Genomic DNA, 23,750 nt, shown 5'->3' with positions numbered 1-23,750 from the left:
AATGATTATTATTGCTCTGCGTTCAGGGGAACCCCTACGGAGAACCTGAAAGCACGACATTGCTCACATTGCTTCCAGTATTATTTTAGCCAGCTTTTGCTGGCTTTTTTTTTGGGTTTTGTTTCAGCCTGGCTTACTTGCCATTTTGTCCCCGGCAAAGAATCCAACATTCAGTCTCCTCACGCTTTGCGCTATGGTGTAAACAATCACCTTCAAAAGGATCGTCTCATGACCTTACACTGCGCATTTATTGGATTCGGTAAAAGCACCACCCGTTACCATCTCCCTTACGTTCTGAATCGTAAAGATACCTGGCATGTCGCGCATATTTTCCGTCGTCACGCTAAACCGGAAGAGCAGGCGCCGATCTATTCCCACATTCACTTCACCAGCGATCTGGATGAGGTGCTGGGCGATCCACAGGTAAAACTGGTGATCGTCTGTACGCATGCTGATAGCCATTTTGAATATGCCAAACGCGCGCTGGAGGCGGGTAAAAGCGTGCTGGTTGAGAAACCGTTCACGCCGACGCTGGCGGAAGCAAAAGTGTTGTTCGAACTGGCGCGAAGCAAAGGACTGACCGTCACTCCGTATCAGAATCGTCGTTTTGATTCCTGTTTTCTCACGGCTAAAAAAGCGATTGAGAGCGGCAAACTGGGTGAAATAGTGGAAGTTGAAAGCCATTTTGACTACTACCGACCCGTGGCGGAAACCAAACCGGGCCTGCCGCAGGACGGCGCATTCTATGGTTTGGGCGTACACACCATGGATCAGATTATCTCGCTGTTCGGGCGTCCCGACCATGTAGCCTATGACATTCGCAGTCTGCGCAACAAGGCGAACCCGGATGATACCTTTGAAGCGCAGTTGTTCTACGGTGACCTGAAAGCCATTGTGAAAACCAGCCATCTGGTGAAAATCGACTATCCGAAGTTTATTGTTCACGGCACCAAAGGCTCGTTTGTGAAGTACGGTATCGACCAGCAGGAAACCAGCCTGAAGGCCAATATTATGCCCGGCGAACCCGGTTTCGCCGCTGACGATTCTGTTGGTGTGCTGGAGTATGTCAATGATGATGGCGTTACGGTGAAAGAAGAGGTGAAACCGGAAGTGGGGGACTACGGTCGCGTCTATGATGCGCTGTACCACACGCTGACCGTCGGTACGCCTAATTACGTCAAGGAATCTGAAGTTCTTACCAACCTGGAAATCCTCGAACGGGCCTTCGAACAGGCGTCTCCCGCGACGATAACCCTCGCCAAATAGCTCTTACCGACTCCTCTGAGGTTGTTCATATTTTTTGAACAGAGGAGTCAATTTTCACCCTCTATGATCCCAGACGGATTGGGTCCACACTTACTCCATCGAAAACATCTGGGGGTGAACATAATGATCTATTTACGCAAAGCGAACGACCGTGGTCATGCGAATCATGGCTGGCTCGATTCCTGGCATACCTTTTCTTTTGCTAACTACTATGACCCGAACTTTATGGGGTTTTCGGCACTGCGCGTGATTAACGATGACGTGATCGACGCAGGTCAGGGCTTTGGCACTCACCCCCATAAAGACATGGAAATCCTGACCTACGTACTGGAAGGCGTGGTGGAGCATCAGGACAGCATGGGCAACAAAGAGCAGGTTCCGGCCGGTGAATTCCAGATTATGAGCGCCGGGACGGGGATCCGACACTCGGAGTACAACCCGAGCAATACTGAGAAACTACACCTGTATCAAATCTGGATCATGCCGCAGGAAAACGGGATTACGCCACGCTATGAACAGCGCCGTTTCGATGCGGTGCAGGGCAAACAGCTGGTGCTGTCGCCGGATGCCCGCGATGGTTCGCTGAAAGTGTACCAGGATATGGAGTTGTACCGCTGGGCGCTGCTCAAAGATGAGCAGTCGGTGCATCAGATTGCCGCCGAGCGCCGCGTCTGGATCCAGGTGGTAAAAGGCAATGTCACCATTAACGGAACCAAAGCCACCACCAGCGATGGTCTGGCAATCTGGGATGAGCAGGCAATTTCGATTCATGCCGATAGCGACAGCGAAGTGTTACTGTTTGACCTGCCACCGGTATAACGTGCTGTAACCTGATGTAGGCCGGATAAGACGCGAAAGCGTTGCCATCCGGCTTTTCATCGTTTGTCATTAATTCCGTGCGTCCGTGGTAAACTGGGGAAATCTATCCCTTTTTAACGCTTCAGGACGATGAAAAAGAAAAGACCCGTACTTCAGGATGTAGCCGACCGCGTGGGCGTCACCAAAATGACGGTCAGTCGCTTTTTGCGTAACCCGGAGCAGGTCTCCGTGGCGCTGCGGGGCAAAATTGCCGCTGCACTTGATGAGCTGGGTTATATTCCCAATCGCGCACCTGATATCCTGTCTAACGCCACCAGTCGCGCTATCGGCGTGCTGTTACCGTCTCTCACCAACCAGGTTTTTGCGGAAGTGTTACGCGGCATTGAGGCCGTCACCGACGCGCATGGTTATCAAACCATGCTGGCGCACTACGGCTATAAGCCCGAAATGGAGCAAGAGCGTCTGGAGTCGATGCTGTCGTGGAATATCGATGGTCTGATCCTCACTGAACGTAGCCATACACCCCGTACGCTGAAAATGATCGAAGTCGCGGGTATCCCGGTCGTCGAGTTGATGGACAGTCAGTCCCCGTGTCTGGATATCGCCGTCGGTTTTGATAACTTCGAGGCCGCACGTCAGATGACCGCCGCTATCATCGCCCGCGGGCACCGTCATGTTGCTTATCTTGGCGCGCGTCTTGATGAACGTACTATCATCAAACAGAGGGGCTACGAACAGGCTATGCGCGATGCCAATCTGGTGCCGTACAGCGTGATGGTGGAGCAGTCTTCATCTTACTCATCCGGTATTGAACTTATCCGTCAGGCGCGGCGTGAATATCCGCAACTGGATGGTGTGTTCTGTACCAACGATGACCTGGCGGTAGGGGCGGCATTTGAATGTCAGCGTTTAGGGCTGAGAATCCCTGACGATATGGCGATTGCCGGTTTCCACGGCCATGATATCGGTCAGGTAATGGAGCCGCGTCTGGCGAGTGTGCTCACGCCGCGTGAACGAATGGGCAGCATTGGCGCAGAACGCCTGCTGGCGCGCATCCGAGGTGAAGCAGTCACACCTAAAATGTTAGATTTAGGTTTCACCTTGTCACCGGGTGGATCTATTTAAGCCAACAACTTTGAAGTAGCTCACACTTATACACTTCGGGCACGAATGGATATTGCTTCTCTATTTATCCGGCTGGACAATGTTACCGATAACAGTTACCCGTAACAATTTCCTGATTCTTGTACCAGTGGGGGCAACGCTTTGAGCACGACTAATCATGATCACCACGTTTACGTTCTGATGGGCGTATCAGGCAGCGGTAAATCTGCTGTCGCAAGTGAAGTGGCGCATCAACTGCAGGCCGCGTTTCTTGATGGCGATTTTCTCCATCCGCGCAGCAACATCATGAAAATGGCTTCCGGTGAGCCACTCAACGATGACGACCGTAAACCGTGGTTACAGGCGCTGAATGACGCCGCCTTTGCGATGCAGCGTACCAATAAGGTGTCGCTGATCGTCTGTTCCGCGCTAAAAAAAGTCTATCGCGATCAGCTGCGCGACGGTAACCCGAACCTCTCATTCATTTACCTGAAGGGCGATTTTGACGTAATCGAAAGCCGCCTGAAGGCGCGTAAAGGGCACTTCTTCAAAACGCAAATGCTGGTAACCCAGTTCGAAGCGCTGGAAGAACCGGATGCGAATGAAAAAGATGTTCTGGTGGTTGATATCGATCAGCCGCTGGACGGTGTGGTAGCTAGCACCATTGAAGTGATTAACCAGGGCAGTAAGTAGTGACTACATTAACGCTTGTTTTAACAGCAGTAGGGTCTGTTTTATTACTGCTGTTTTTGGTGATGAAGGCGCGTATGCATGCCTTTGTTGCTTTGATGGTGGTGTCTATTGGTGCAGGTCTCTTTTCCGGTATGCCGCTTGATAAAATCGCGGCGACCATGGAAAAAGGGATGGGAGGCACGCTCGGCTTTCTGGCGATTGTGGTGGCGCTGGGGGCGATGTTTGGCAAGATTTTGCACGAGACCGGCGCGGTCGATCAGATTGCCGTCAAGATGCTGAAATCTTTCGGTCACAGCCGCGCGCATTATGCGATTGGTCTGGCCGGCCTGATTTGCGCGCTACCGCTGTTCTTTGAAGTGGCGATTGTGCTGCTGATAAGCGTGGCGTTCTCAATGGCGCGTCACACCGGAACGAACCTGGTGAAGCTGGTTATTCCGCTGTTTGCGGGGGTGGCGGCCGCTGCGGCGTTCCTGCTGCCGGGACCTGCGCCGATGCTGCTCGCATCCCAAATGCACGCTGACTTTGGCTGGATGATCCTGATTGGCCTGTGCGCAGCCATTCCGGGCATGATTATTGCCGGGCCGTTGTGGGGCAATTTCATCAGCCGTTACGTTGAACTGCATGTGCCAGAAGACATTACCGAGCCGCATCTTGGCGAAGGCAAAATGCCCTCCTTTGGCTTCAGTCTGGCGCTGATCCTGCTGCCGTTAGTACTGGTTGGCCTGAAAACCATCGCCGCGCGCTTTGTGCCGGTCGGTTCTTCAACCTACGAATGGTTCGAGTTTATCGGTCACCCGTTTACCGCGATTCTGGTTGCCTGTCTGGTGGCGATTTACGGCCTGGCAGTGCGCCAGGGCATGGCAAAAGATCGGGTGATGGAGATTTGTGGTCACGCGCTGCAACCGGCGGGGATTATTCTGCTGGTGATTGGTGCGGGCGGCGTGTTCAAGCAGGTGCTGGTTGATTCCGGCGTTGGCCCGGCCCTGGGTGAAGCGTTAACCGGTATGGGGCTGCCCATTGCCATTACCTGCTTCGTGCTGGCGGCGGCAGTACGTATCATTCAGGGGTCCGCGACCGTGGCCTGCTTAACGGCGGTCGGTCTGGTCATGCCGGTGATTGAGCAACTGAACTACTCCGGCGCGCAGATGGCGGCGCTGTCTATCTGTATCGCAGGCGGCTCAATCGTCGTCAGCCACGTTAACGACGCCGGTTTCTGGCTGTTCGGGAAATTCACCGGCGCGACCGAAGCGCAAACGCTGAAGACCTGGACGATGATGGAAACCATCCTCGGTACGGTCGGCGCGATTGTCGGTATGATTGCTTTCCAGCTGCTGAGCTGAGTCTTGTTGCCCGGTGGCGCTGCGCTTACCGGGCCTGGAAACGGGCACAGAACCACATCGTAGGCCGGGTAGCCTGGAGGAATAAGGCGAGGGAACCGCGACGCGGTGATTTTCCTGCCGGAGAGCCGGGATTGTTAAGGGGGCTGCGTAGCCCCCTTAACACGTTCACTGGTGACGAGATCTCAGAGAAGCAATGAACATAACGTGAACGGAACTGTTCTCCGGGTAACATGCTATTTGATCCAAATAAAGAGAAATTACCCCTTCATCCACATCCGTACGCCATCGAGGAACATCTGGGTTGCCATCATCACCAGAATCAATCCCATCAGACGTTCCAGCGCGTTCACTCCTTTCTCGCCCAACAGACGTAAAAACAGCGACGACTGCAGCAGAATCACAAATGTCCCGCCCCAGGCGATCAGTAGCGCTATCACCAGATGTCCCATCTGATTTGGGTACTGATGTGATAACAGCATCAACGAGGCCAGGATTGTCGGCCCGGCCACCAGAGGGATTGCCAGCGGTACGATAAACGGCTCTTCGCCTGCCGGAAGGCCGGTGCTGTTCCCGGTGGCGCTGGGGAAAATCATCTTAATGGCGATCAGGAACAAAATGATGCCCCCGGAGATCGAGACGGTTTCTGCACGCAGGTTAAGAAATGCCAGAATTTTCTCGCCCGCAAACAGGAATATCAGCATCACCAACAGCGCAATGAACAGCTCGCGAATCATAATCGCGCGGCGGCGTTTTGGTTCGGTATGTTTCAATACGGACATGAAAATGGGCAGATTTCCGAGCGGATCCATAATCAGGATCAATAAAACTGCCGCTGAAATGATTTCATTCATAACTCAAATTCCCTGATAATTACCGCGGACTTTCTGCTTGCTTGCGCAGCGGGATAAGTCGCATTACTGATGGCTTCGCTATCATTGATTAATTTCACTTGCGACTTTGGCTGCATTTTGTATGGTGAAGGATATGCCACCAGGACACTGGCATACATACACAGCACACATCTTCGCAGGAAAAAAACGCTATGAAAAATGTTGGTTTTATCGGCTGGCGCGGTATGGTCGGCTCTGTTCTCATGCAACGCATGGTTGAGGAGCGTGACTTCGACGCCATTCGCCCTGTTTTCTTTTCTACTTCCCAGCTCGGGCAGGCGGCACCGACGTTCGGTGGAACCGCGACCGGCACGCTTCAGGACGCTTTTGATCTGGACGCGCTGAAGGCGCTCGATATCATCGTGACCTGTCAGGGCGGCGATTATACCAACGAAATCTATCCAAAGCTTCGTGAAAGCGGCTGGCAGGGTTACTGGATTGACGCGGCCTCCTCGCTGCGCATGAAAGACGATGCCATCATCATTCTCGATCCGGTTAACCAGGATGTGATTACCGACGGTCTGAACAAAGGTATTAAGACTTTTGTCGGCGGTAACTGTACCGTTAGCCTGATGCTGATGTCCCTCGGCGGCCTGTTTGCCAATGACCTGGTCGACTGGGTTTCCGTGGCGACCTATCAGGCGGCTTCCGGCGGCGGCGCGCGCCACATGCGTGAACTGCTGTCCCAGATGGGCCATCTGTATGGCCATGTGGCCGATGAACTGGCGACCCCTTCCTCTGCTATTCTCGACATCGAACGTAAGGTGACGACCCTGTCCCGCAGCGGCGAACTGCCGGTTGATAACTTTGGCGTACCGCTGGCCGGGAGCCTGATTCCGTGGATCGACAAACAGCTCGATAACGGTCAGAGCCGTGAAGAGTGGAAGGGACAGGCGGAAACCAACAAAATTCTCAACACCTCTGCCGTGATCCCGGTTGATGGCCTGTGCGTGCGCGTCGGCGCGCTGCGCTGCCACAGTCAGGCGTTCACCATTAAACTGAAAAAAGATGTGTCTATTCCGACCGTGGAAGAACTGCTGGCGGCGCACAATCCGTGGGCCAAAGTGGTGCCAAACGATCGGGAGATCACCATGCGTGAGTTAACCCCGGCGGCCGTTACCGGTACGCTGACCACGCCAGTAGGCCGTCTGCGTAAGCTGAATATGGGACCGGAGTTCCTGTCAGCCTTTACCGTGGGCGATCAGTTGCTGTGGGGTGCTGCGGAGCCATTGCGCCGTATGCTGCGCCAGTTGGCGTAATAATTTGTTAACGATCAAGGGGTGAGGAATCACCCCTTTTTTTGCGTAATACAGGAGTAAGCGCAGATGTTTCATTTTTTACCAGGAGTAAGATAAAGCATTGGCTATTCTTTAAGGGTGACTTAGTACCGGAGGTATTAAGTTGTTGCCTGAAGGTGGGACGACGCAGAGAGGATGCACAATTGTGCTGCGCCGTTCAGGTCAAAAAAAGTGTCACTACCTGATGTCGAAAATCAGTTGGAAGGCGTGACACCATAAAACAGGATGACAACCATGTCCGTTCGTATCGATAGAGACGTGATTAATGCGCTAATTGCAGGCCATTTTGCGGATCCTTTTTCCGTACTCGGTATGCATCAAACTGACGCGGGACTTGAAGTCCGCGCCTTACTTCCAGACGCCACAGAAGTGTGGGTGATCGAACCCAAAACCGGACGTAAAGTCGGCAAGCTGGACTGCCTCGACTCTCGCGGTTTTTTCTGTGCAGTACTTCCCCGCCGTAAAAATTTCTTTCGTTATCAGTTAGCCGTTGTCTGGCATGGCCAGCAGAATCTTATTGATGACCCTTATCGTTTTGGTCCGCTAATCCAGGATATGGATGCCTGGCTGTTATCTGAAGGTACGCACCTGCGGCCTTACGAAACGCTGGGCGCGCATGCGGATACCATGGATGGCGTAACCGGTACGCGTTTCTCAGTCTGGGCGCCCAACGCCCAACGTGTTTCGGTGGTCGGGCAGTTCAACTACTGGGATGGCCGTCGCCACCCGATGCGTCTGCGCAAAGAGAGCGGTATCTGGGAGCTGTTTATCCCCGGCGCACAGCATGGTCAGTTGTATAAATACGAGATGATCGATGCTAACGGTAAGTTGCGCATTAAAGCTGACCCTTACGCCTTCGAAGCGCAGATGCGCCCGGAGACCGCGTCGCTTATCTGCGGCCTGCCCGAAAAAGTGGTGCAAAGCGAGGAGCGCAAAAAAGCCAACCAGTTTGATGCGCCGATCTCTATCTACGAGGTGCACCTGGGTTCATGGCGTCGTCATACTGATAACAACTTCTGGCTGAGCTACCGCGAACTGGCGGATCAACTGATTCCTTACGCCAAGTGGATGGGCTTTACCCATCTCGAGCTATTGCCGATTAACGAGCATCCGTTCGACGGCAGTTGGGGCTACCAGCCTACCGGTATGTATGCGCCGACCCGTCGTTTCGGGACGCGTGATGATTTCCGCTATTTTGTGAATGCCGCGCATCAGGCGGGGCTGAACGTCATTCTGGACTGGGTTCCGGGCCATTTCCCGTCAGATGATTTTGGTCTGGCAGAGTTTGATGGCACCAGGTTGTATGAGCACAGTGACCCGCGTGAAGGGTATCACCAGGACTGGAATACGCTGATCTACAACTACGGCCGCCGTGAGGTCAGCAACTATCTGGTGGGTAACGCCCTGTACTGGATTGAACGTTTTGGGATTGACGCGCTGCGCGTGGATGCCGTGGCATCGATGATTTATCGCGACTACAGCCGCAAAGAAGGGGAATGGGTCCCGAATGAATTTGGTGGTCGTGAGAACCTCGAAGCGATTGAATTTTTACGCAATACCAATCGTATTCTTGGCGAGCAGGTGCCCGGCGCCGTAAGCATGGCGGAAGAGTCAACCGACTTTGCCGGCGTATCAAGACCGCAGGACATGGGCGGTTTAGGGTTCTGGTATAAGTGGAACCTCGGCTGGATGCACGACACGCTGGACTACATGAAACTGGATCCGGTTTATCGTCAGTATCATCACGACAAGCTGACCTTCGGCATGCTGTACAACTACACCGAAAACTTTGTTCTGCCGCTGTCGCACGATGAAGTGGTGCACGGTAAAAAATCCATTCTCGACCGCATGCCGGGAGACGCATGGCAGAAGTTTGCCAACCTGCGCGCTTACTACGGCTGGATGTGGGCCTTCCCGGGTAAGAAACTGCTGTTTATGGGCAACGAGTTTGCTCAGGGACGTGAATGGAATCACGACGTCAGTCTGGACTGGCACTTACTGGAAGGCGGCGATAACTGGCACCACGGGGTGCAACGTCTGGTGCGTGACCTGAACCATACTTATCGCCATCACAAGGCACTGCACGAGCTCGACTTTGACGGCTATGGCTTTGAATGGCTGGTGGTTGACGATAAAGAACGTTCGGTGCTGATTTTTGTTCGTCGTGACAAGGCCGGCAACGAAATTATCGTTATCAGCAATTTTACGCCAGTACCTCGCCACGGCTATCGCTTCGGTATCAATCAGCCGGGCAAATGGCGTGAAATCCTCAATACCGATTCGATGCATTACCACGGTAGCAATACCGGTAACGGCGGCGCGGTGCATAGCGATGAAATCGCCAGTCATGGCCGCCAGCACTCACTGAGCCTGACGTTGCCGCCGTTGGCGACGATCTGGCTGGTTCGGGAGGGGGAATGACGCATCTGGCAACCGGCAACGCCACCCCGCATGGTGCAACGTATGACGGCCATGGCGTCAATTTCACGCTTTTCTCGGCCCACGCCGAACGCGTTGAATTATGCGTTTTCGATGAGCAAGGCTGTGAACTCCGCTATGACCTGCCGGGGCGTAGCGGCGATATTTGGCACGGTTATCTGGCCAACGCCCGTCCGGGCCTGCGCTATGGCTATCGCGTACATGGTCCGTGGCAACCAGAGCAAGGCCACCGGTTTAACCCGGCGAAACTGTTGCTCGATCCTTATGCGCGCCGGGTGGATGGCGCGTTAAAAGATAACCCGCTGCTGCACGGCGGGCTAAATGAACCTGATCATCATGATAATGCCGCCATCGCGCTGAAGAGTGTGGTGGTGTCCGACCATTATGACTGGGAAGACGATGCCCCGCCGCGCACGCCGTGGGGCAATACCGTGATTTACGAAGCGCATGTCAAAGGACTGACGTATCTGCACCCTGAGCTGCCGGAAGAGCTTCGCGGAACCTATAAAGCGCTGGGTCATCCGGTGATGATCGACTATTTCAAACGCCTGGGCATTACTGCGCTTGAGCTGCTACCGGTGGCGCATTTCGCCAGCGAACCGCGTCTGCAGCGGCTGGGCTTGTCGAACTACTGGGGCTACAACCCGGTCGCTATGTTCGCGTTGCATCCGGCTTACGCCTGCTCGCCGGAGAGCGCGTTGGATGAGTTCCGTGATGCGGTGAAAGCGCTGCACAAAGCGGGGATTGAGGTCATTCTCGACATCGTTTTGAACCACAGCGCCGAGCTGGATCTCGAAGGGCCCGTCTTCTCGCTGCGCGGAATTGATAACCGTAGCTATTATTGGATCAGGGATGATGGCGATTACTACAACTGGACCGGTTGTGGGAACACCCTCAATCTGAGCCATCCCGGCGTTGTCGAGTATGCGTGTGAATGCCTGCGTTACTGGGTTGAAACTTGCCACGTGGATGGTTTTCGTTTTGATTTAGCGTCGGTTATGGGACGTACGCCTACGTTTCGTCAGGATGCGCCGTTGTTCACTGCAATCCAAAACTGTCCGCTGCTCTCACGCATCAAACTGATTGCGGAACCGTGGGATATCGGTGAAGGCGGGTATCAGGTGGGGAACTTTCCACCGCCGTTTGCCGAGTGGAATGACCATTTTCGCGATGCGGCGCGACGTTTCTGGCTCCAGCGTAATCTCTCTTTAGGAGAATTCGCCGGGCGTTTTGCCGCATCCAGCGACGTGTTTAAACGCAATGGCCGCAAACCCAGCGCCACGGTCAATCTGGTGACCGCGCACGACGGTTTTACCCTACGTGACTGTGTGTGCTTCACAAATAAGCACAATGAAGCGAATGGTGAGGAAAATCGCGACGGCACTAGCAATAACTACAGTGATAATCATGGTAAAGAAGGGTTAGGCGGCTCGCTGGACCTGATTGAACGGCGGCGCGACAGCATTCATGCGCTGTTGAGTACGCTGTTGCTCTCTCAAGGGACGCCGATGCTGCTGGCCGGCGACGAGCATGGCCATAGCCAGCACGGCAACAATAACGCTTACTGTCAGGATAACGCCTTAACCTGGCTGGACTGGCAGCAGGCAAACGGTGGACTAACCACCTTTACCGCCGCGTTGATTCATCTTCGCCAGCAAATCCCCGCATTAACGGGCGATTGCTGGTGGGAAGAGGGCGATGGCAATGTTCATTGGCTGAATAAGTACGCACAACCCTTAAGTGCGGATGAGTGGCAAAACGGCCCGAGGCAGATGCAAATCCTGCTTTCTGACCGTTTCCTGATTGCAATAAACGCCACGCTTGAGGTGACAGATATCGTTTTACCTGAAGGGGAATGGCGAGCTATTCCCCCATTTGCCGGAGAGGACAATCCGGTGCTTACGGCTGTCTGGCAGGGACCTGCGCACGGATTGTGTGTGTTCCATAGAGGATAAAAAAGGAGTTAGTCATGGTGAGTTTAGAGAAGAACGATCGTGTTATGTTGGCGCGCCAGCTGCCATTAAAATCTGTTGCCCTGATCCTGGCCGGTGGCCGCGGTACCCGCCTGAAAGATTTGACCAATAAACGTGCCAAGCCGGCCGTGCACTTTGGCGGTAAATTCCGCATTATCGATTTTGCTTTATCCAACTGTATTAACTCCGGCATCCGCCGTATCGGCGTGATCACGCAATACCAGTCGCACACGCTGGTACAGCATATTCAGCGCGGCTGGTCGTTCTTTAGCGAAGAGATGAACGAGTTTGTCGATCTGCTGCCTGCGCAGCAGAGAATGCAGGGTGAAAACTGGTATCGCGGCACGGCGGATGCGGTAACCCAAAACCTGGACATCATTCGCCGCTACAAAGCGGAATATGTAGTGATCCTCGCAGGCGATCATATTTATAAGCAGGACTACTCGCGTATGCTGATCGACCATGTCGAGAAGGGCGCGCGTTGCACCGTGGCCTGTATGCCGGTGCCTATCGAAGAGGCCAGCGCGTTTGGTGTGATGGACGTGGACGACAGCGACAAAATTATCGAGTTCGTTGAAAAACCTGCCAACCCGCCAGCCATGCCGGGTGACCCGACCAAATCTCTTGCCAGCATGGGGATCTACGTTTTTAACGCCGATTACCTGTATGAGTTACTGGCGGAAGATGACCTCGATGAAAACTCCAGTCACGATTTCGGTAAAGACATCATCCCAAAAATCACCGAAGCTGGCATGGCGTATGCACATCCCTTCCCGTTGTCCTGCGTACAGTCTGACCCGGAATCCGAGCCGTACTGGCGCGATGTGGGAACGCTGGAAGCTTACTGGAAGGCCAACCTCGATCTGGCCTCGGTGACGCCTGAACTGGATATGTACGACCAGGACTGGCCAATCCGTACGCATATGGAATCTCTGCCGCCGGCGAAATTTGTGCAGGACCGTTCCGGTAGCCACGGAATGACGCTGAACTCGCTGGTCTCCGGCGGCTGTATTATTTCTGGTTCGGTGGTGGTGCAGTCCGTTCTGTTCCCGCGAGTGCGGGTGAATTCATTCTGTAACATTGATTCGGCAGTGTTGTTGCCTGAAGTATGGGTAGGACGTTCATGCCGGTTACGTCGTTGCATCATTGACCGTGCCTGCGTTATCCCTGAAGGCATGGTGATTGGTGAAAATGCGGAAGAGGATGCTCGTCGCTTCTACCGCTCAGAAGAAGGCATTGTGCTGGTCACGCGTGAAATGCTGCGCAAACTGCAAATCAAACAGGAGCGATAATGCAGGTTTTACACGTATGTTCAGAGATGTTCCCCCTGCTTAAAACCGGGGGACTGGCGGATGTTCTTGGGGCGTTACCGGCCGCGCAAATTGCGGACGGTGTAGATGCCCGCGTGCTGCTCCCGGCGTTTCCGGATATCCGTCGCGGCATTCCTGATGCTCAGGTGGTGACGCGTCGCGATACCTTTGCAGGCAGAATTACGCTGCTGTTCGGGCATTACAACGGCGTCGGCATTTACCTCGTGGACGCGCCGCATCTCTATGACCGTCCGGGTAGTCCGTATCACGACACCAACCTGTTCGCTTATACCGATAACGTCCTGCGTTTTGCGTTGCTCGGCTGGGCCGGATGTGAAATGGCCTGCGGGCTTGACCCATTCTGGCGCCCGGATGTGGTGCATGCGCACGACTGGCATGCCGGTCTGGCCCCGGCGTATCTGGCGGCGCGCGGCCATCCGGCGAAATCGGTGTTCACCGTCCACAACCTGGCGTATCAAGGCATGTTTTATGCAAAGCATATGGATGACATCCAATTGCCATGGTCGTTCTTTAATGTGCACGGGCTGGAGTTTAACGGGCAGATTTCGTTCCTGAAGGCCGGGTTGTACTACGCCGACCACATCACGGCGGTGAGTCCGACCTACGCGCGGGAGATTACCGAACCGCAGTTTGCCTACGGCATGGAAGGTCTGTTGCAACAGCGTCATCGGGAAGGGCGACTTTCCGGCGTGCTGAACGGCGTTGATGAAAAAATCTGGAGCCCGGAAACCGATCTGCTACTGGCCTCGCGCTATACACGCGACACGCTGGATGAGAAGGCGGAGAACAAACGTCAGCTACAAATTGCGATGGGACTTAAGGTTAACGATAAAGTGCCGCTGTTTGCTGTCGTGAGCCGTCTGACCAGTCAGAAAGGGCTGGATCTGGTGTTGGAGGCTCTGCCGGGTCTGTTAGAGCAGGGGGGGCAACTGGCGCTGCTTGGCGCGGGCGATCCAGTATTACAGGAAGGCTTCCTGGCCGCTGCGGCGGAACATCCGGGACAGGTAGGGGTGCAAATTGGTTATCACGAAGCCTTCTCGCACCGCATCATGGGTGGGGCCGACGTCATTCTGGTACCCAGCCGTTTTGAACCGTGCGGCTTAACGCAGTTGTATGGGCTGAAGTATGGCACGCTGCCGCTGGTGCGGCGTACCGGTGGGCTGGCGGATACGGTCTCTGACAGTTCGCTGGAAAACCTGGCGGACGGTATCGCCAGTGGGTTTGTCTTTGAGGACAGTAATGCCTGGTCGCTGCTACGCGCGATCCGGCGTGCTTTCGTATTGTGGTCCCGGCCTTCGCTTTGGCGGTTTGTACAACGCCAGGCCATGACCATGGATTTTAGCTGGCAAGTCGCGGCGAAGTCTTACCGCGAGCTTTACTACCGCTTGAAATAGATATCCAGGAATCACCTATATGAACGCTCCATTTACTTATGCATCGCCCACACTCAGCGTCGAGGCACTTAAGCATTCTATTGCCTACAAACTGATGTTCACGATTGGTAAGGACCCGGTCATTGCCAACAAACATGAGTGGCTGAACGCCACGTTATTCGCGGTGCGCGATCGTCTCGTGGAGCGCTGGCTGCGTTCTAACCGTGCGCAATTATCCCAGGAAACCCGTCAGGTTTATTATCTGTCAATGGAGTTTCTGATTGGGCGCACGCTTTCCAATGCGCTGTTATCGTTGGGGATTTACGACGATGTTAAAAGTGCGCTGGAAGGTATGGGATTAGATCTGGAAGATCTGATCGACGAAGAGAATGACCCCGGTCTCGGTAACGGTGGCCTCGGACGCCTGGCAGCCTGCTTCCTCGACTCACTGGCAACGCTGGGTCTGCCCGGACGTGGTTACGGTATCCGTTATGACTATGGCATGTTTAAACAGAACATTGTCGATGGTCGACAAAAAGAGTCCCCGGACTATTGGCTGGAATACGGTAACCCGTGGGAATTCAAACGCCACAACACGCGCTACAAAGTGCGCTTTGGCGGCCGCGTGCAGATGGAAGGCAAGAAAACGCGTTGGATTGAGACCGAAGAGATCCTCGCAGTGGCCTACGACCAGATTATCCCCGGTTATGACACTGACGCCACCAACACGCTGCGCCTGTGGAATGCCCAGGCCAGCAGCGAAATCAACCTCGGTAAATTTAACCAGGGCGACTACTTTGCGGCGGTGGAAGATAAAAACCACTCCGAGAACGTCTCCCGCGTACTGTATCCGGATGACTCTACCTATTCGGGACGCGAGCTGCGGTTGCGCCAGGAGTATTTCCTCGTCTCCTCAACGGTGCAGGACATCCTGAACCGCCATTATCAACTGCATAAAACCTACGACAACCTGGCCGATAAAATCGCCATTCACCTTAACGACACCCACCCGGTGCTGTCGATCCCTGAGCTGATGCGCCTGCTGATCGATGAACACAAGTTCAGTTGGGACGACGCGTTTGAGGTGTGCTGTCAGGTCTTCTCGTATACCAACCACACCTTGATGAGTGAAGCGCTGGAAACCTGGCCGGTGGATATGCTGGGCAAAATCCTGCCGCGCCATTTGCAAATCATTTTTGAGATTAACGACTACTTCCTGAAGACGCTGCAGGAGCAGTATCCGAACGATACCGCTCTGCTGGGACGGACGTCGATTATCGATGAATCTAACGGTCGTCGTGTGCGTATGGCATGGCTGGCGGTGGTGGTGAGCCACAAGGTTAACGGTGTGTCTGAACTGCACTCCAACCTGATGGTGCAGTCGCTGTTTGCTGACTTTGCGAAGATTTTCCCGACTCGCTTCTGCAACGTGACCAACGGTGTGACGCCGCGTCGCTGGCTGGCGCTGGCGAACCCATCGCTTTCTGACGTACTGGATGAGAACATTGGCCGCACCTGGCGTACCGATCTCAGCCAGCTCAGCGAGCTTGAGCAGCACTGTGATTTCCCGTTAGTGAATCAGGCTGTGCGTCGTGCGAAGCTGGAGAACAAAAAGCGACTGGCAACGCTCATCGCCCAGCAGCTGAACGTGGTAGTGAACCCGAAATCGCTGTTTGATGTGCAGATTAAGCGTATTCACGAGTACAAACGTCAGCTAATGAATGTGCTGCATGTGATCACCCGCTACAACCGCATCAAAGCCGATCCAGACGCCGAGTGGGTGCCGCGCGTGAATATCTTCGCGGGTAAAGCGGCTTCAGCCTATTACATGGCGAAGCACATCATTCATTTGATCAACGATGTCGCGAAGGTGATCAACAACGATCCGCAGATTGGCGATAAATTGAAGGTCGTGTTTATCCCCAACTACAGCGTCAGTCTGGCGCAGGTGATTATTCCTGCTGCCGACTTGTCTGAGCAGATTTCGCTGGCCGGGACCGAAGCCTCCGGGACCAGTAATATGAAATTTGCGCTCAACGGCGCGCTGACCATCGGGACGCTGGATGGCGCCAACGTTGAGATGCTGGAACATGTGGGTGCGGAGAATATCTTTATCTTTGGTAATACGGCGGAAGAGGTTGAGGCTTTACGCGTTCAGGGCTACAAGCCGCGTGAGTATTACGAGAAAGATGAAGAGTTGCATCAGGTGCTGACGCAGATTGGCAGCGGCGTGTTCAGCCCTGAGGAGCCTGGACGTTATCGTGATCTGGTCGATTCGCTGATTAACTTTGGCGATCACTATCAGGTGCTGGCGGATTATCGCAGCTATGTCGATTGCCAGGATAAGGTTGATGAGCTGTATCGCCATCCGGAAGAGTGGACCACGAAGTCGATGATAAACATCGCCAATATGGGGTACTTCTCTTCGGACAGGACGATCAAAGAGTATGCCGAGAACATCTGGCATATTGATTCGGTGCGGTTGTAACATCCGAGGCCGGGGGCGCTGCGCTTGCCCGGCCTACGTTTATACACTTTTGAAGGCCGGATAAGGCGTTAGCCGCCATCCGGCATTTTTATCAGGAGGCCAGCGACAGCTGGTGCTTCTCGACATACTCCGTCAGCCATTGGGTCATGCGGGACTGCTGTTCGGCATTCAGCCACATGCCTTCTTTCGTACGACGCCACAGCGCATCTTCTGCGCGACGCACCCACTCATGCTCAACCAGATACTTCAGCTCGGCCTCATAGAACTCATGGCCGAAGTCTTCGCCTAACTCGGCGATTGACGTGGCGTCGCCGATAATCCATTCAGTATTGCTGCCATAGGTACGCGAATAATGGCGCGCCAGCGATTCGGTCAGGAACGGATAGCGACGGCGCAGTTTTGCCGCGTAATCTTCGCGATCGCCGCCAATATCACCGCCAGGCAGGATGCACTCTTTGGTCCATGCCGGGCCAATGCCCTGATAGTACGACGACAGTTTTTCCATCGCGTGCTCGGCCAGCTTACGGTAGGTTGTCAGCTTACCGCCAAAGACCGACAACAGCGGCGCTTTGCCGTTTTCGTCGTGGATATCCAGCGTGTAATCACGGGTAATAGCCTGCGGCGAGTCGGACTCGTCATCGCATAGCGGACGCACGCCCGAGTAAGTCCAGACGATATCGTCACGGCTAAGCTGTTTCTTAAAGTGCGCGTTGTAGACCTTCAGCAGGTAATTGATTTCGCTTTCATCAATTTTCACTGCTTTCGGGTCGCCTTTGTATTCGACGTCAGTCGTCCCGATGATCGAGAATTCGTCCATCCATGGGATAACAAACACAATACGTTTATCTTCGTTTTGCAGGATATACGCTTGCTTCTGGGTATGTACGCGCGGCACCACAATGTGGCTACCTTTAATCAGACGAATACCGTACGGCGAAGGCAGATGCATGCCGTCGTCGAAGAACTCTTTCACCCACGGACCGGTGGCATTGACCAGACCGCGCGCCTGCCAGGTGTGTTTTTTGCCGGTATCGATATCTTCGGCTTCAACGATCCACAGGCCGTTTTTACGGCGAGCGGAGGTGGCGCGGGTGCGGGTTAATACTTCACCGCCTTTGCGCACGACCATTTGGGCGTTTGCCAAAACCAGACGCGCATCGTCTACCCAGCAGTCAGAATATTCGAAACCGCGCACAATCTCAGGTTTCATTACGGAATCCGCGCCAAAACGCAAACCAGTAGAACCCGGCAAACTGGTGCGTTTGCCCAGATGATCGTACATAAACAAACCAATACGGATCATCCATGCCGGACGCAGGTGCGGGCGATGGGGCAGACGAAAGCGCATCGGGAAGGCGATATGCGGCGCCATTTTCAACAGCACTTCACGTTCTGCCAGCGCCTCGCTCACCAGGCGGAATTCGTAGTGTTCCAGGTAGCGCAGGCCACCGTGGATGAGTTTGGAGCTGGCGGAGGAGGTGGCGCAGGCTAAATCCTGTGCCTCCAGCATCAGCACGGATAAACCGCGTCCAGCGGCATCTGCCGCGATACCGGCACCGTTGATGCCTCCACCTATCACAATCAGATCTTTGGTTTCCATGCTGGCCTCTCGCACTTTCGTTATAGCTCATTAATGTTCGTTATCGAGCATAATAGCAAAGAATTGCGCCATTGGTAACATTGGATAAACAATTTACAGTGATACATATAACATTATGGCGTTTACCTGCTCAGGCAACGTACACTGGAGGGTAATATTGGTTACCTGCCAGAATATAAGTAGAACTTAACAAGAGAACGCCATGGATCAGTTTGAGTGTATTAATGTCGAAGAAGCCCATCAGAAACTCCTGCACGGAATGGCGGTGCTGGTGGACATCCGCGATCCGCAAAGCTATGCGATGGGCCACGCGCCGCAGGCCTTTCATCTGACGAACGACACGTTGGGGACGTTTATGCGTGACCATGATTTTGATACTGCCGTGATGGTGATGTGTTACCACGGCAACAGCAGTAAAGGCGCGGCGCAGTATCTTCTTCAGCAGGGCTATGATGCGGTTTACAGCGTTGATGGCGGCTTCGATGCCTGGCATCGACATTTTCCTGCAGAAGTGACATACGGTTTGTAAGCTAACAAAGATGCAGCCTGAAACGGACAGGATATATATACTGTCCTCTTTTGTGTGGAATAAGCGACAGCAATAATGTTGATGATTACCTCTTTTGCTAACCCCCGCGTGGCGCAGGCATTTGTTGATTATATGGCGACGCAGGGCGTTATCCTGACGATTCAACAACATCAGCAAACGGATGTCTGGCTGGCGGATGAGTCCCAGGCTGAACGCGTGCGTGCTGAACTGGCGCGATTTCTCGATAACCCGGGCGATCCGCGTTACCTCGCGGCCAGTTGGCAGTCAGGTCATACCGACAGCGGTCTGCGCTATCAACGTTATCCGTTTCTGGCCACATTGCGCGAACGTGCCGGCCCGGTGACCTGGGCGGTAATGGCGGCGTGTGTGTTGGTGTTTATCGCGATGAATGTGCTGGGCGACCAGGCGGTAATGCTCTGGCTGGCCTGGCCGTTCGATCCTTCGCTGAAATTTGAGTTTTGGCGTTATTTCACCCACGCGTTTATGCATTTCTCGCTCATGCACATTTTGTTCAACCTGCTGTGGTGGTGGTATCTCGGCGGCGCGGTTGAAAAGCGCCTGGGCAGCGGAAAGCTGATCGTCATTACTGTGATCAGCGCCTTGCTGAGCGGTTATGTTCAGCAGAAATTTAGCGGCCCGTGGTTTGGCGGGCTGTCTGGCGTGGTATATGCGCTGATGGGCTACGTGTGGTTGCGCGGCGAGCGCGATCCGCAAAGCGGTATTTTCCTGCAGCGTGGTTTGATTATCTTTGCCTTGATCTGGATTGTTGCCGGCTGGTTTGATCTGTTCGGCATGTCGATGGCGAACGGCGCACATATCGCCGGGCTGGCCGTGGGTCTGGCAATGGCGTTTGCCGATACTATTCATGTGCGAAAACGAACTTGACTCAAGTTTTGTGGTGCCGGAAGGCGGTGTGCGTTTGGACCAATTTGTAGGCCGGATAAGCGTCAGCGCATCCGGCAAAATTCCAGGGAACAATAATGAAGCAAACACAACGACATGACGCGATCATTGAGCTGGTAAAAAAACAGGGATACGTCAGTACCGAGGAGCTGGTGGAGCATTTCTCCGTCAGCCCGCAGACGATTCGCCGGGATCTGAATGACCTGGCCGATCAAAATATGATTTTGCGTCACCACGGCGGCGCGGCGTTGCCATCCAGCTCGGTCAATACCCCATGGCATGACCGTAAAGCGACGCAGACGGCGGAAAAAGAGCGCATTGCGCGCAAAGTTGCCACGCAGATCCCTAACGGTTCAACGCTGTTTATTGATATCGGCACCACACCGGAAGCGGTGGCGCATGCGCTGCTTAATCACAGCAACTTACGCATTGTGACCAATAATCTCAATGTGGCAAACACGCTGATGGCGAAAGAGGATTTCCGCATTATTCTGGCCGGGGGCGAACTGCGTAGCCGTGACGGCGGCATTATGGGCGAAGCGACCCTCGACTTTATTTCCCAGTTCCGTCTGGACTTCGGCATCCTGGGGATCAGCGGTATCGACAGCGATGGCTCCCTGCTGGAGTTTGATTATCACGAAGTGCGCACCAAACGCGCGATCATTGAGAATTCACGTCACGTCATGCTGGTAGTGGATCACTCGAAGTTCGGACGTAACGCGATGGTGAATATGGGCAGCATTAGCATGGTGGATGCGGTTTATACCGACACGCTGCCGCCAGCTGGCGTGATGCAGGTTATTGCCGACCACCATATTCAGTTAGAGCTGTGTTAAGTTAACTCCAGGCCTGATAAGCGTAGCGCATCAGGCATTAACTATACCCCATAGCCCATCATCTTCAGCAGTTTCTGCGCATGCTGCACCGCATCCTGGCGGTGGGCGACGCCGAGCTTTTGGTACAAATTGCGGATGTGCGTCTTAATGGTCGTGGCTGCAACGGCCAGCTCACCGGCGATCTGCTCGTTGCTGTAACCTGAATAAATCAGTCCCAGAACCTGCCATTCGCGCTGGGTCAGCGGGCTGGTGCGGATAAGCTCCGGCACTTCCGGATGGGTAAGCAGTCGCTCAACGAATCCTTCATCAAAGTGGGCGAATTTGTGGCGGTGGTGCTGGTTAATCTCCCGCAAAACGCGCTGGGCGCGGTGCTGGTCGAGTTCTGGCAGCGTATTGAGCTGAATCAGTTGGCGCAACTGCTGCGCCATCGCCTCACCTTCGATAACAAAGTGGCTGATAAATCCGGTACGGTTCGCCAGTTGCAGCGCTTCGAGTAAGACGCGCTGCGCGTCATTTTTGCGTCCTGCCTGCCAGTACAACTGATTAAGTAGCAACAGGTTACGGTTCAGATCGCTCATCAGGCGCAGGTTACGCGCATTTTCATTTAACTCTTCCAGTACGATTTCCGCCGGTTCAAACTCACCCAGCAGGATCTGCGCGCGGGCGATGTTGCGCCACTGACTTTGCAGGAAGTGGTTATTAGCGAACTCCGGCTTCGGCGTGTGGCGTAGCCAGTTGGCGGCCGAGTTTTTGTCACCCACCATTTGCCAGTAAATCACCCGGACTTTATCGGCATTTGAGATCCAGTCGCTGTGATAGCGACCGTTGCCCAATAAGTTTTCCAGACGGTTGAGCAGGCTACGCGCATTGTCTAAATCGCCCCGGGCCAGCGAACACTGAATCAGCAGCGCCAGGCACTGTAGCTGTTGCTGCGGCTGGAATGTGGAAAGCAACTCAATGCCCATGCGGGCAGACGCTTCAGCTTCGTCCAGACGTGCCCATGCCCACAGTAACTGCGCGCGGATACGTACCAGGAACTCATGCATCGGCAGCTGTTCCAGGTGCTGCTCTTTGATCAGCTGGAACGCTTTTTCCTGCGTCTCCCAGGCGGCCTGCAAAAAGCCCTGGGCAAATAAAATTTCGCTTTGCTGGATCAGACTCCACAGCGCGTAATGCCAGACATCATGATGGCGCGCCATTTGCTCGGTTTGCTGCATCAACGCCAGTGAACGCGTGAGATCACCCTTACAATGCAGGACTTCACCATGCACCGAGGTGGCAACGATACGGCTATAGAACCAGGCGATGGGTAATTCATCCAGCGCCAGTTTTGCCAGACGTTCTGCTTCGTCAGGGTTACCGTCGTTAATCGCTACCTGCGCACGCAGCGCGTTAAATTCAGCGTGCAGCGTCGGCTCCATGTCGCCTTTCATCTCTTGTTCCGCACGGGCCAGCAGGGTATTAACCTCGCTGTAGCGGTGCTGGCTTTGCATCAGCCAGGCTTGCAGCAGAACCAGACGCGGATTTTCCAGTAGGCTTTCCCACGGCAGGGCTTTCAGCGACTCTTCCAATAGCGCCAGTTCGCTGTGGTTAAACAGGCCCCACGCATGATTAAGTAGGATATCGCGCAGCATATGGGCGTCGCCTGCCGCCAGAGCGTGGTGGATAGCTTCGCTAGGGAAACCCTGCGCCATCCAGCTTTCTGCGGCCGCGCGGTGTATTTCAGGCAGCTCGCTCGCCAGTTCCCACTGACAACGCTGGCGTAAAAAGCTGCCAAACAGCGGGTGATAGCTGAACCACTCGCCGACGTCATCCATCCGCTGCAGAAATAACCCCTGACGCTCAATTTCCTCAAGTCGCATTTGCCCGTTTTCTTCGCCGGTGACCCGAACGATCAGCGCATCGTTCATCGAACGCAGGATGGCGCTTTTGAGCAGAAAGTGACGGGTGTCGAGGTCAACGCTATCCAGCACTTCATCTACCAGGTAGTCGGATAAATGGCTGGCGTTGATCCCCGCGAGGCGTCGTGCCGACTGGTGCGCAGAGTTATTGTTCTGGCGGGCGGAAAGGGCAATCAGTTGTAACGCTGTGGCCCAGCCCGCAACGTCATCGCACATCCGGCTGCTTTCAGCCGCTTCAATCGGGGAGGATAAACGCCGATCGAAAAATTGTTTCGCTTCCTGATGGTTAAAGGCCAGTTGTTGGCTGCCGATTTCCAGCAACTGATCGCGCACCCGCAGGTTGGCAATGCCCAACTGCGGCAGATTACGCGACAGCACGACCAGTGTGAGATTTTCAGGCTGGTGGCGCAGGAAAAAGCGCATTGCTTCGTGAATGGCTGGATTAGAGATCAGGTGATAATCATCCACCACCAGGTAGAGTGGACGATGCCACTCGGCTAGTTCAATAAATAGCTGCGCAAACAGTGACGTCAGGCTGGCATACTGGCGTTTTTGCACCATCGCTTCGCTGGTGGTGCAATGACCACCGGTCGCCTGCTGGATCGCGGCAATCAGATAGCTGGCAAAACGCTCCTGCTGGTTATCGCCTTCATCCAGAGAGTACCAACCTAACTCGGTCTTCCCCGCCGCCCATTGTGAAACAAGCGTTGTTTTTCCATAACCAGCAGGACTTGTGATCAGGGCGAGCCTGAAATTGTTCGCGCCGGAAAGTTTAGCCAACAGGCGCTCACGAACCACCGTATGGTCGAGACGAACCGGACGACTTAATTTAGACGGAATCAACATAAGTTAGTCACTTCACTGTGTGAAAATGGGGAAGAATGATTTTTTTTGCGCTTCGTAATTAATAGATATAAGGTCGGCCAGATTGGTATTTTATGCAAGC

At 54.2% G+C, this 23,750-nt stretch carries 17 protein-coding genes; 14 read left to right on the top strand and 3 right to left on the bottom strand.

From position 1 onward, the window contains the following. Positions 1 to 228: 228 nt before the first annotated feature. The 5 genes from FOB24_RS23585 (at position 229) to gntU (ending at position 5,222) form a co-directional block, all read left to right on the top strand. Positions 229 to 1,266, top strand: coding sequence for an oxidoreductase (locus tag FOB24_RS23585; RefSeq protein WP_150345519.1), 1,038 nt, complete (start codon positions 229 to 231; stop codon positions 1,264 to 1,266). Positions 1,267 to 1,389: 123 nt separating this feature from the next. Beyond that, positions 1,390 to 2,085: a quercetin 2,3-dioxygenase gene (gene yhhW / locus FOB24_RS23580; RefSeq protein ID WP_085049023.1), complete on the top strand. Its 696-nt coding sequence runs from the start codon at positions 1,390 to 1,392 to the stop codon at positions 2,083 to 2,085. A gap of 129 nt (positions 2,086 to 2,214) precedes the next feature. Continuing rightward, positions 2,215 to 3,210, top strand: a complete 996-nt coding sequence (gntR, locus tag FOB24_RS23575) for a gluconate operon transcriptional repressor GntR (protein WP_038634949.1) — start codon at positions 2,215 to 2,217, stop codon at positions 3,208 to 3,210. Positions 3,211 to 3,351: 141 nt separating this feature from the next. Next, positions 3,352 to 3,882, top strand: coding sequence for a gluconokinase (gene gntK, locus FOB24_RS23570; protein ID WP_038634945.1), 531 nt, complete (start codon positions 3,352 to 3,354; stop codon positions 3,880 to 3,882). Next, positions 3,882 to 5,222 carry a gluconate transporter gene (gene gntU, locus FOB24_RS23565; RefSeq protein ID WP_032940610.1) on the top strand — a complete coding sequence of 447 codons (1,341 nt, stop codon included), beginning with the start codon at positions 3,882 to 3,884 and terminating at the stop codon, positions 5,220 to 5,222. Before gntK ends, gntU begins: the two co-directional genes overlap by 1 nt. Before the next feature lie 257 nt (positions 5,223 to 5,479). Here gntU and yhgN read toward each other — a convergent pair whose 3' ends face one another. Further along, the gene (yhgN, locus tag FOB24_RS23560; RefSeq protein ID WP_003023480.1) at positions 5,480 to 6,073 is read right to left on the bottom strand and encodes an NAAT family transporter YhgN; all 594 of its coding nucleotides are present in this window, start codon (positions 6,071 to 6,073) and stop codon (positions 5,480 to 5,482) included. A 191-nt stretch (positions 6,074 to 6,264) separates the two neighbouring features. Here yhgN and asd point away from each other — a divergent pair, with 191 nt between their 5' ends. The 6 genes from asd (at position 6,265) to glgP (ending at position 17,014) form a co-directional block, all read left to right on the top strand. Beyond that, positions 6,265 to 7,371 carry an aspartate-semialdehyde dehydrogenase gene (gene asd / locus FOB24_RS23555; RefSeq protein WP_069323790.1) on the top strand — a complete coding sequence of 369 codons (1,107 nt, stop codon included), beginning with the start codon at positions 6,265 to 6,267 and terminating at the stop codon, positions 7,369 to 7,371. 273 nt (positions 7,372 to 7,644) lie between these two features. After that, the gene (gene glgB / locus FOB24_RS23550) at positions 7,645 to 9,831 is read left to right on the top strand and encodes a 1,4-alpha-glucan branching enzyme (RefSeq protein ID WP_150345518.1); all 2,187 of its coding nucleotides are present in this window, start codon (positions 7,645 to 7,647) and stop codon (positions 9,829 to 9,831) included. Continuing rightward, positions 9,828 to 11,804: a glycogen debranching protein GlgX gene (gene glgX / locus FOB24_RS23545; protein WP_150345517.1), complete on the top strand. Its 1,977-nt coding sequence runs from the start codon at positions 9,828 to 9,830 to the stop codon at positions 11,802 to 11,804. The genes glgB and glgX overlap by 4 nt, the downstream gene beginning before the upstream one ends. A 14-nt stretch (positions 11,805 to 11,818) precedes the next feature. Next, positions 11,819 to 13,114 carry a glucose-1-phosphate adenylyltransferase gene (gene glgC, locus FOB24_RS23540; RefSeq protein ID WP_006687433.1) on the top strand — a complete coding sequence of 432 codons (1,296 nt, stop codon included), beginning with the start codon at positions 11,819 to 11,821 and terminating at the stop codon, positions 13,112 to 13,114. After that, a complete protein-coding gene (gene glgA / locus FOB24_RS23535) occupies positions 13,114 to 14,547 on the top strand; it encodes a glycogen synthase GlgA (protein ID WP_038634926.1) in 1,434 nt (477 codons plus the stop codon). Before glgC ends, glgA begins: the two co-directional genes overlap by 1 nt. A gap of 19 nt (positions 14,548 to 14,566) precedes the next feature. Next, on the top strand, positions 14,567 to 17,014 hold the full coding sequence (glgP, locus tag FOB24_RS23530) for a glycogen phosphorylase (RefSeq protein WP_087856281.1): 2,448 nt from the start codon (positions 14,567 to 14,569) through the stop codon (positions 17,012 to 17,014). Between the two features lie 91 nt (positions 17,015 to 17,105). Here glgP and glpD read toward each other — a convergent pair whose 3' ends face one another. Continuing rightward, on the bottom strand, positions 17,106 to 18,614 hold the full coding sequence (gene glpD / locus FOB24_RS23525) for a glycerol-3-phosphate dehydrogenase (protein ID WP_150345516.1): 1,509 nt from the start codon (positions 18,612 to 18,614) through the stop codon (positions 17,106 to 17,108). A 202-nt stretch (positions 18,615 to 18,816) separates the two neighbouring features. On the opposite strand from glpD, the gene glpE reads away from it, so the two are divergent. From glpE to FOB24_RS23510, 3 genes are all read left to right on the top strand, one after another. Continuing rightward, positions 18,817 to 19,143 (top strand): thiosulfate sulfurtransferase GlpE, encoded by a 327-nt coding sequence (glpE, locus tag FOB24_RS23520; RefSeq protein ID WP_150345515.1) that lies wholly within the window; start codon positions 18,817 to 18,819, stop codon positions 19,141 to 19,143. A gap of 75 nt (positions 19,144 to 19,218) precedes the next feature. Continuing rightward, a complete protein-coding gene (glpG, locus tag FOB24_RS23515) occupies positions 19,219 to 20,049 on the top strand; it encodes a rhomboid family intramembrane serine protease GlpG (protein ID WP_038634914.1) in 831 nt (276 codons plus the stop codon). 95 nt (positions 20,050 to 20,144) lie between these two features. Beyond that, positions 20,145 to 20,903: a DeoR/GlpR family transcriptional regulator gene (locus FOB24_RS23510; protein ID WP_003023499.1), complete on the top strand. Its 759-nt coding sequence runs from the start codon at positions 20,145 to 20,147 to the stop codon at positions 20,901 to 20,903. A 41-nt stretch (positions 20,904 to 20,944) separates the two neighbouring features. On the opposite strand, the gene malT is transcribed toward FOB24_RS23510, so the two are convergent. Beyond that, positions 20,945 to 23,650 carry an HTH-type transcriptional regulator MalT gene (gene malT, locus FOB24_RS23505; RefSeq protein ID WP_150345514.1) on the bottom strand — a complete coding sequence of 902 codons (2,706 nt, stop codon included), beginning with the start codon at positions 23,648 to 23,650 and terminating at the stop codon, positions 20,945 to 20,947. Positions 23,651 to 23,750 lie beyond the last annotated feature (100 nt).

The organism is Citrobacter werkmanii, assembly GCF_008693645.1.
In the GTDB taxonomy this organism is placed as follows: domain Bacteria; phylum Pseudomonadota; class Gammaproteobacteria; order Enterobacterales; family Enterobacteriaceae; genus Citrobacter; species Citrobacter werkmanii.
The sequence above is the reverse complement of the archived record's forward strand: the minus strand, read 5'-3'. Positions and strand labels throughout refer to the sequence as shown.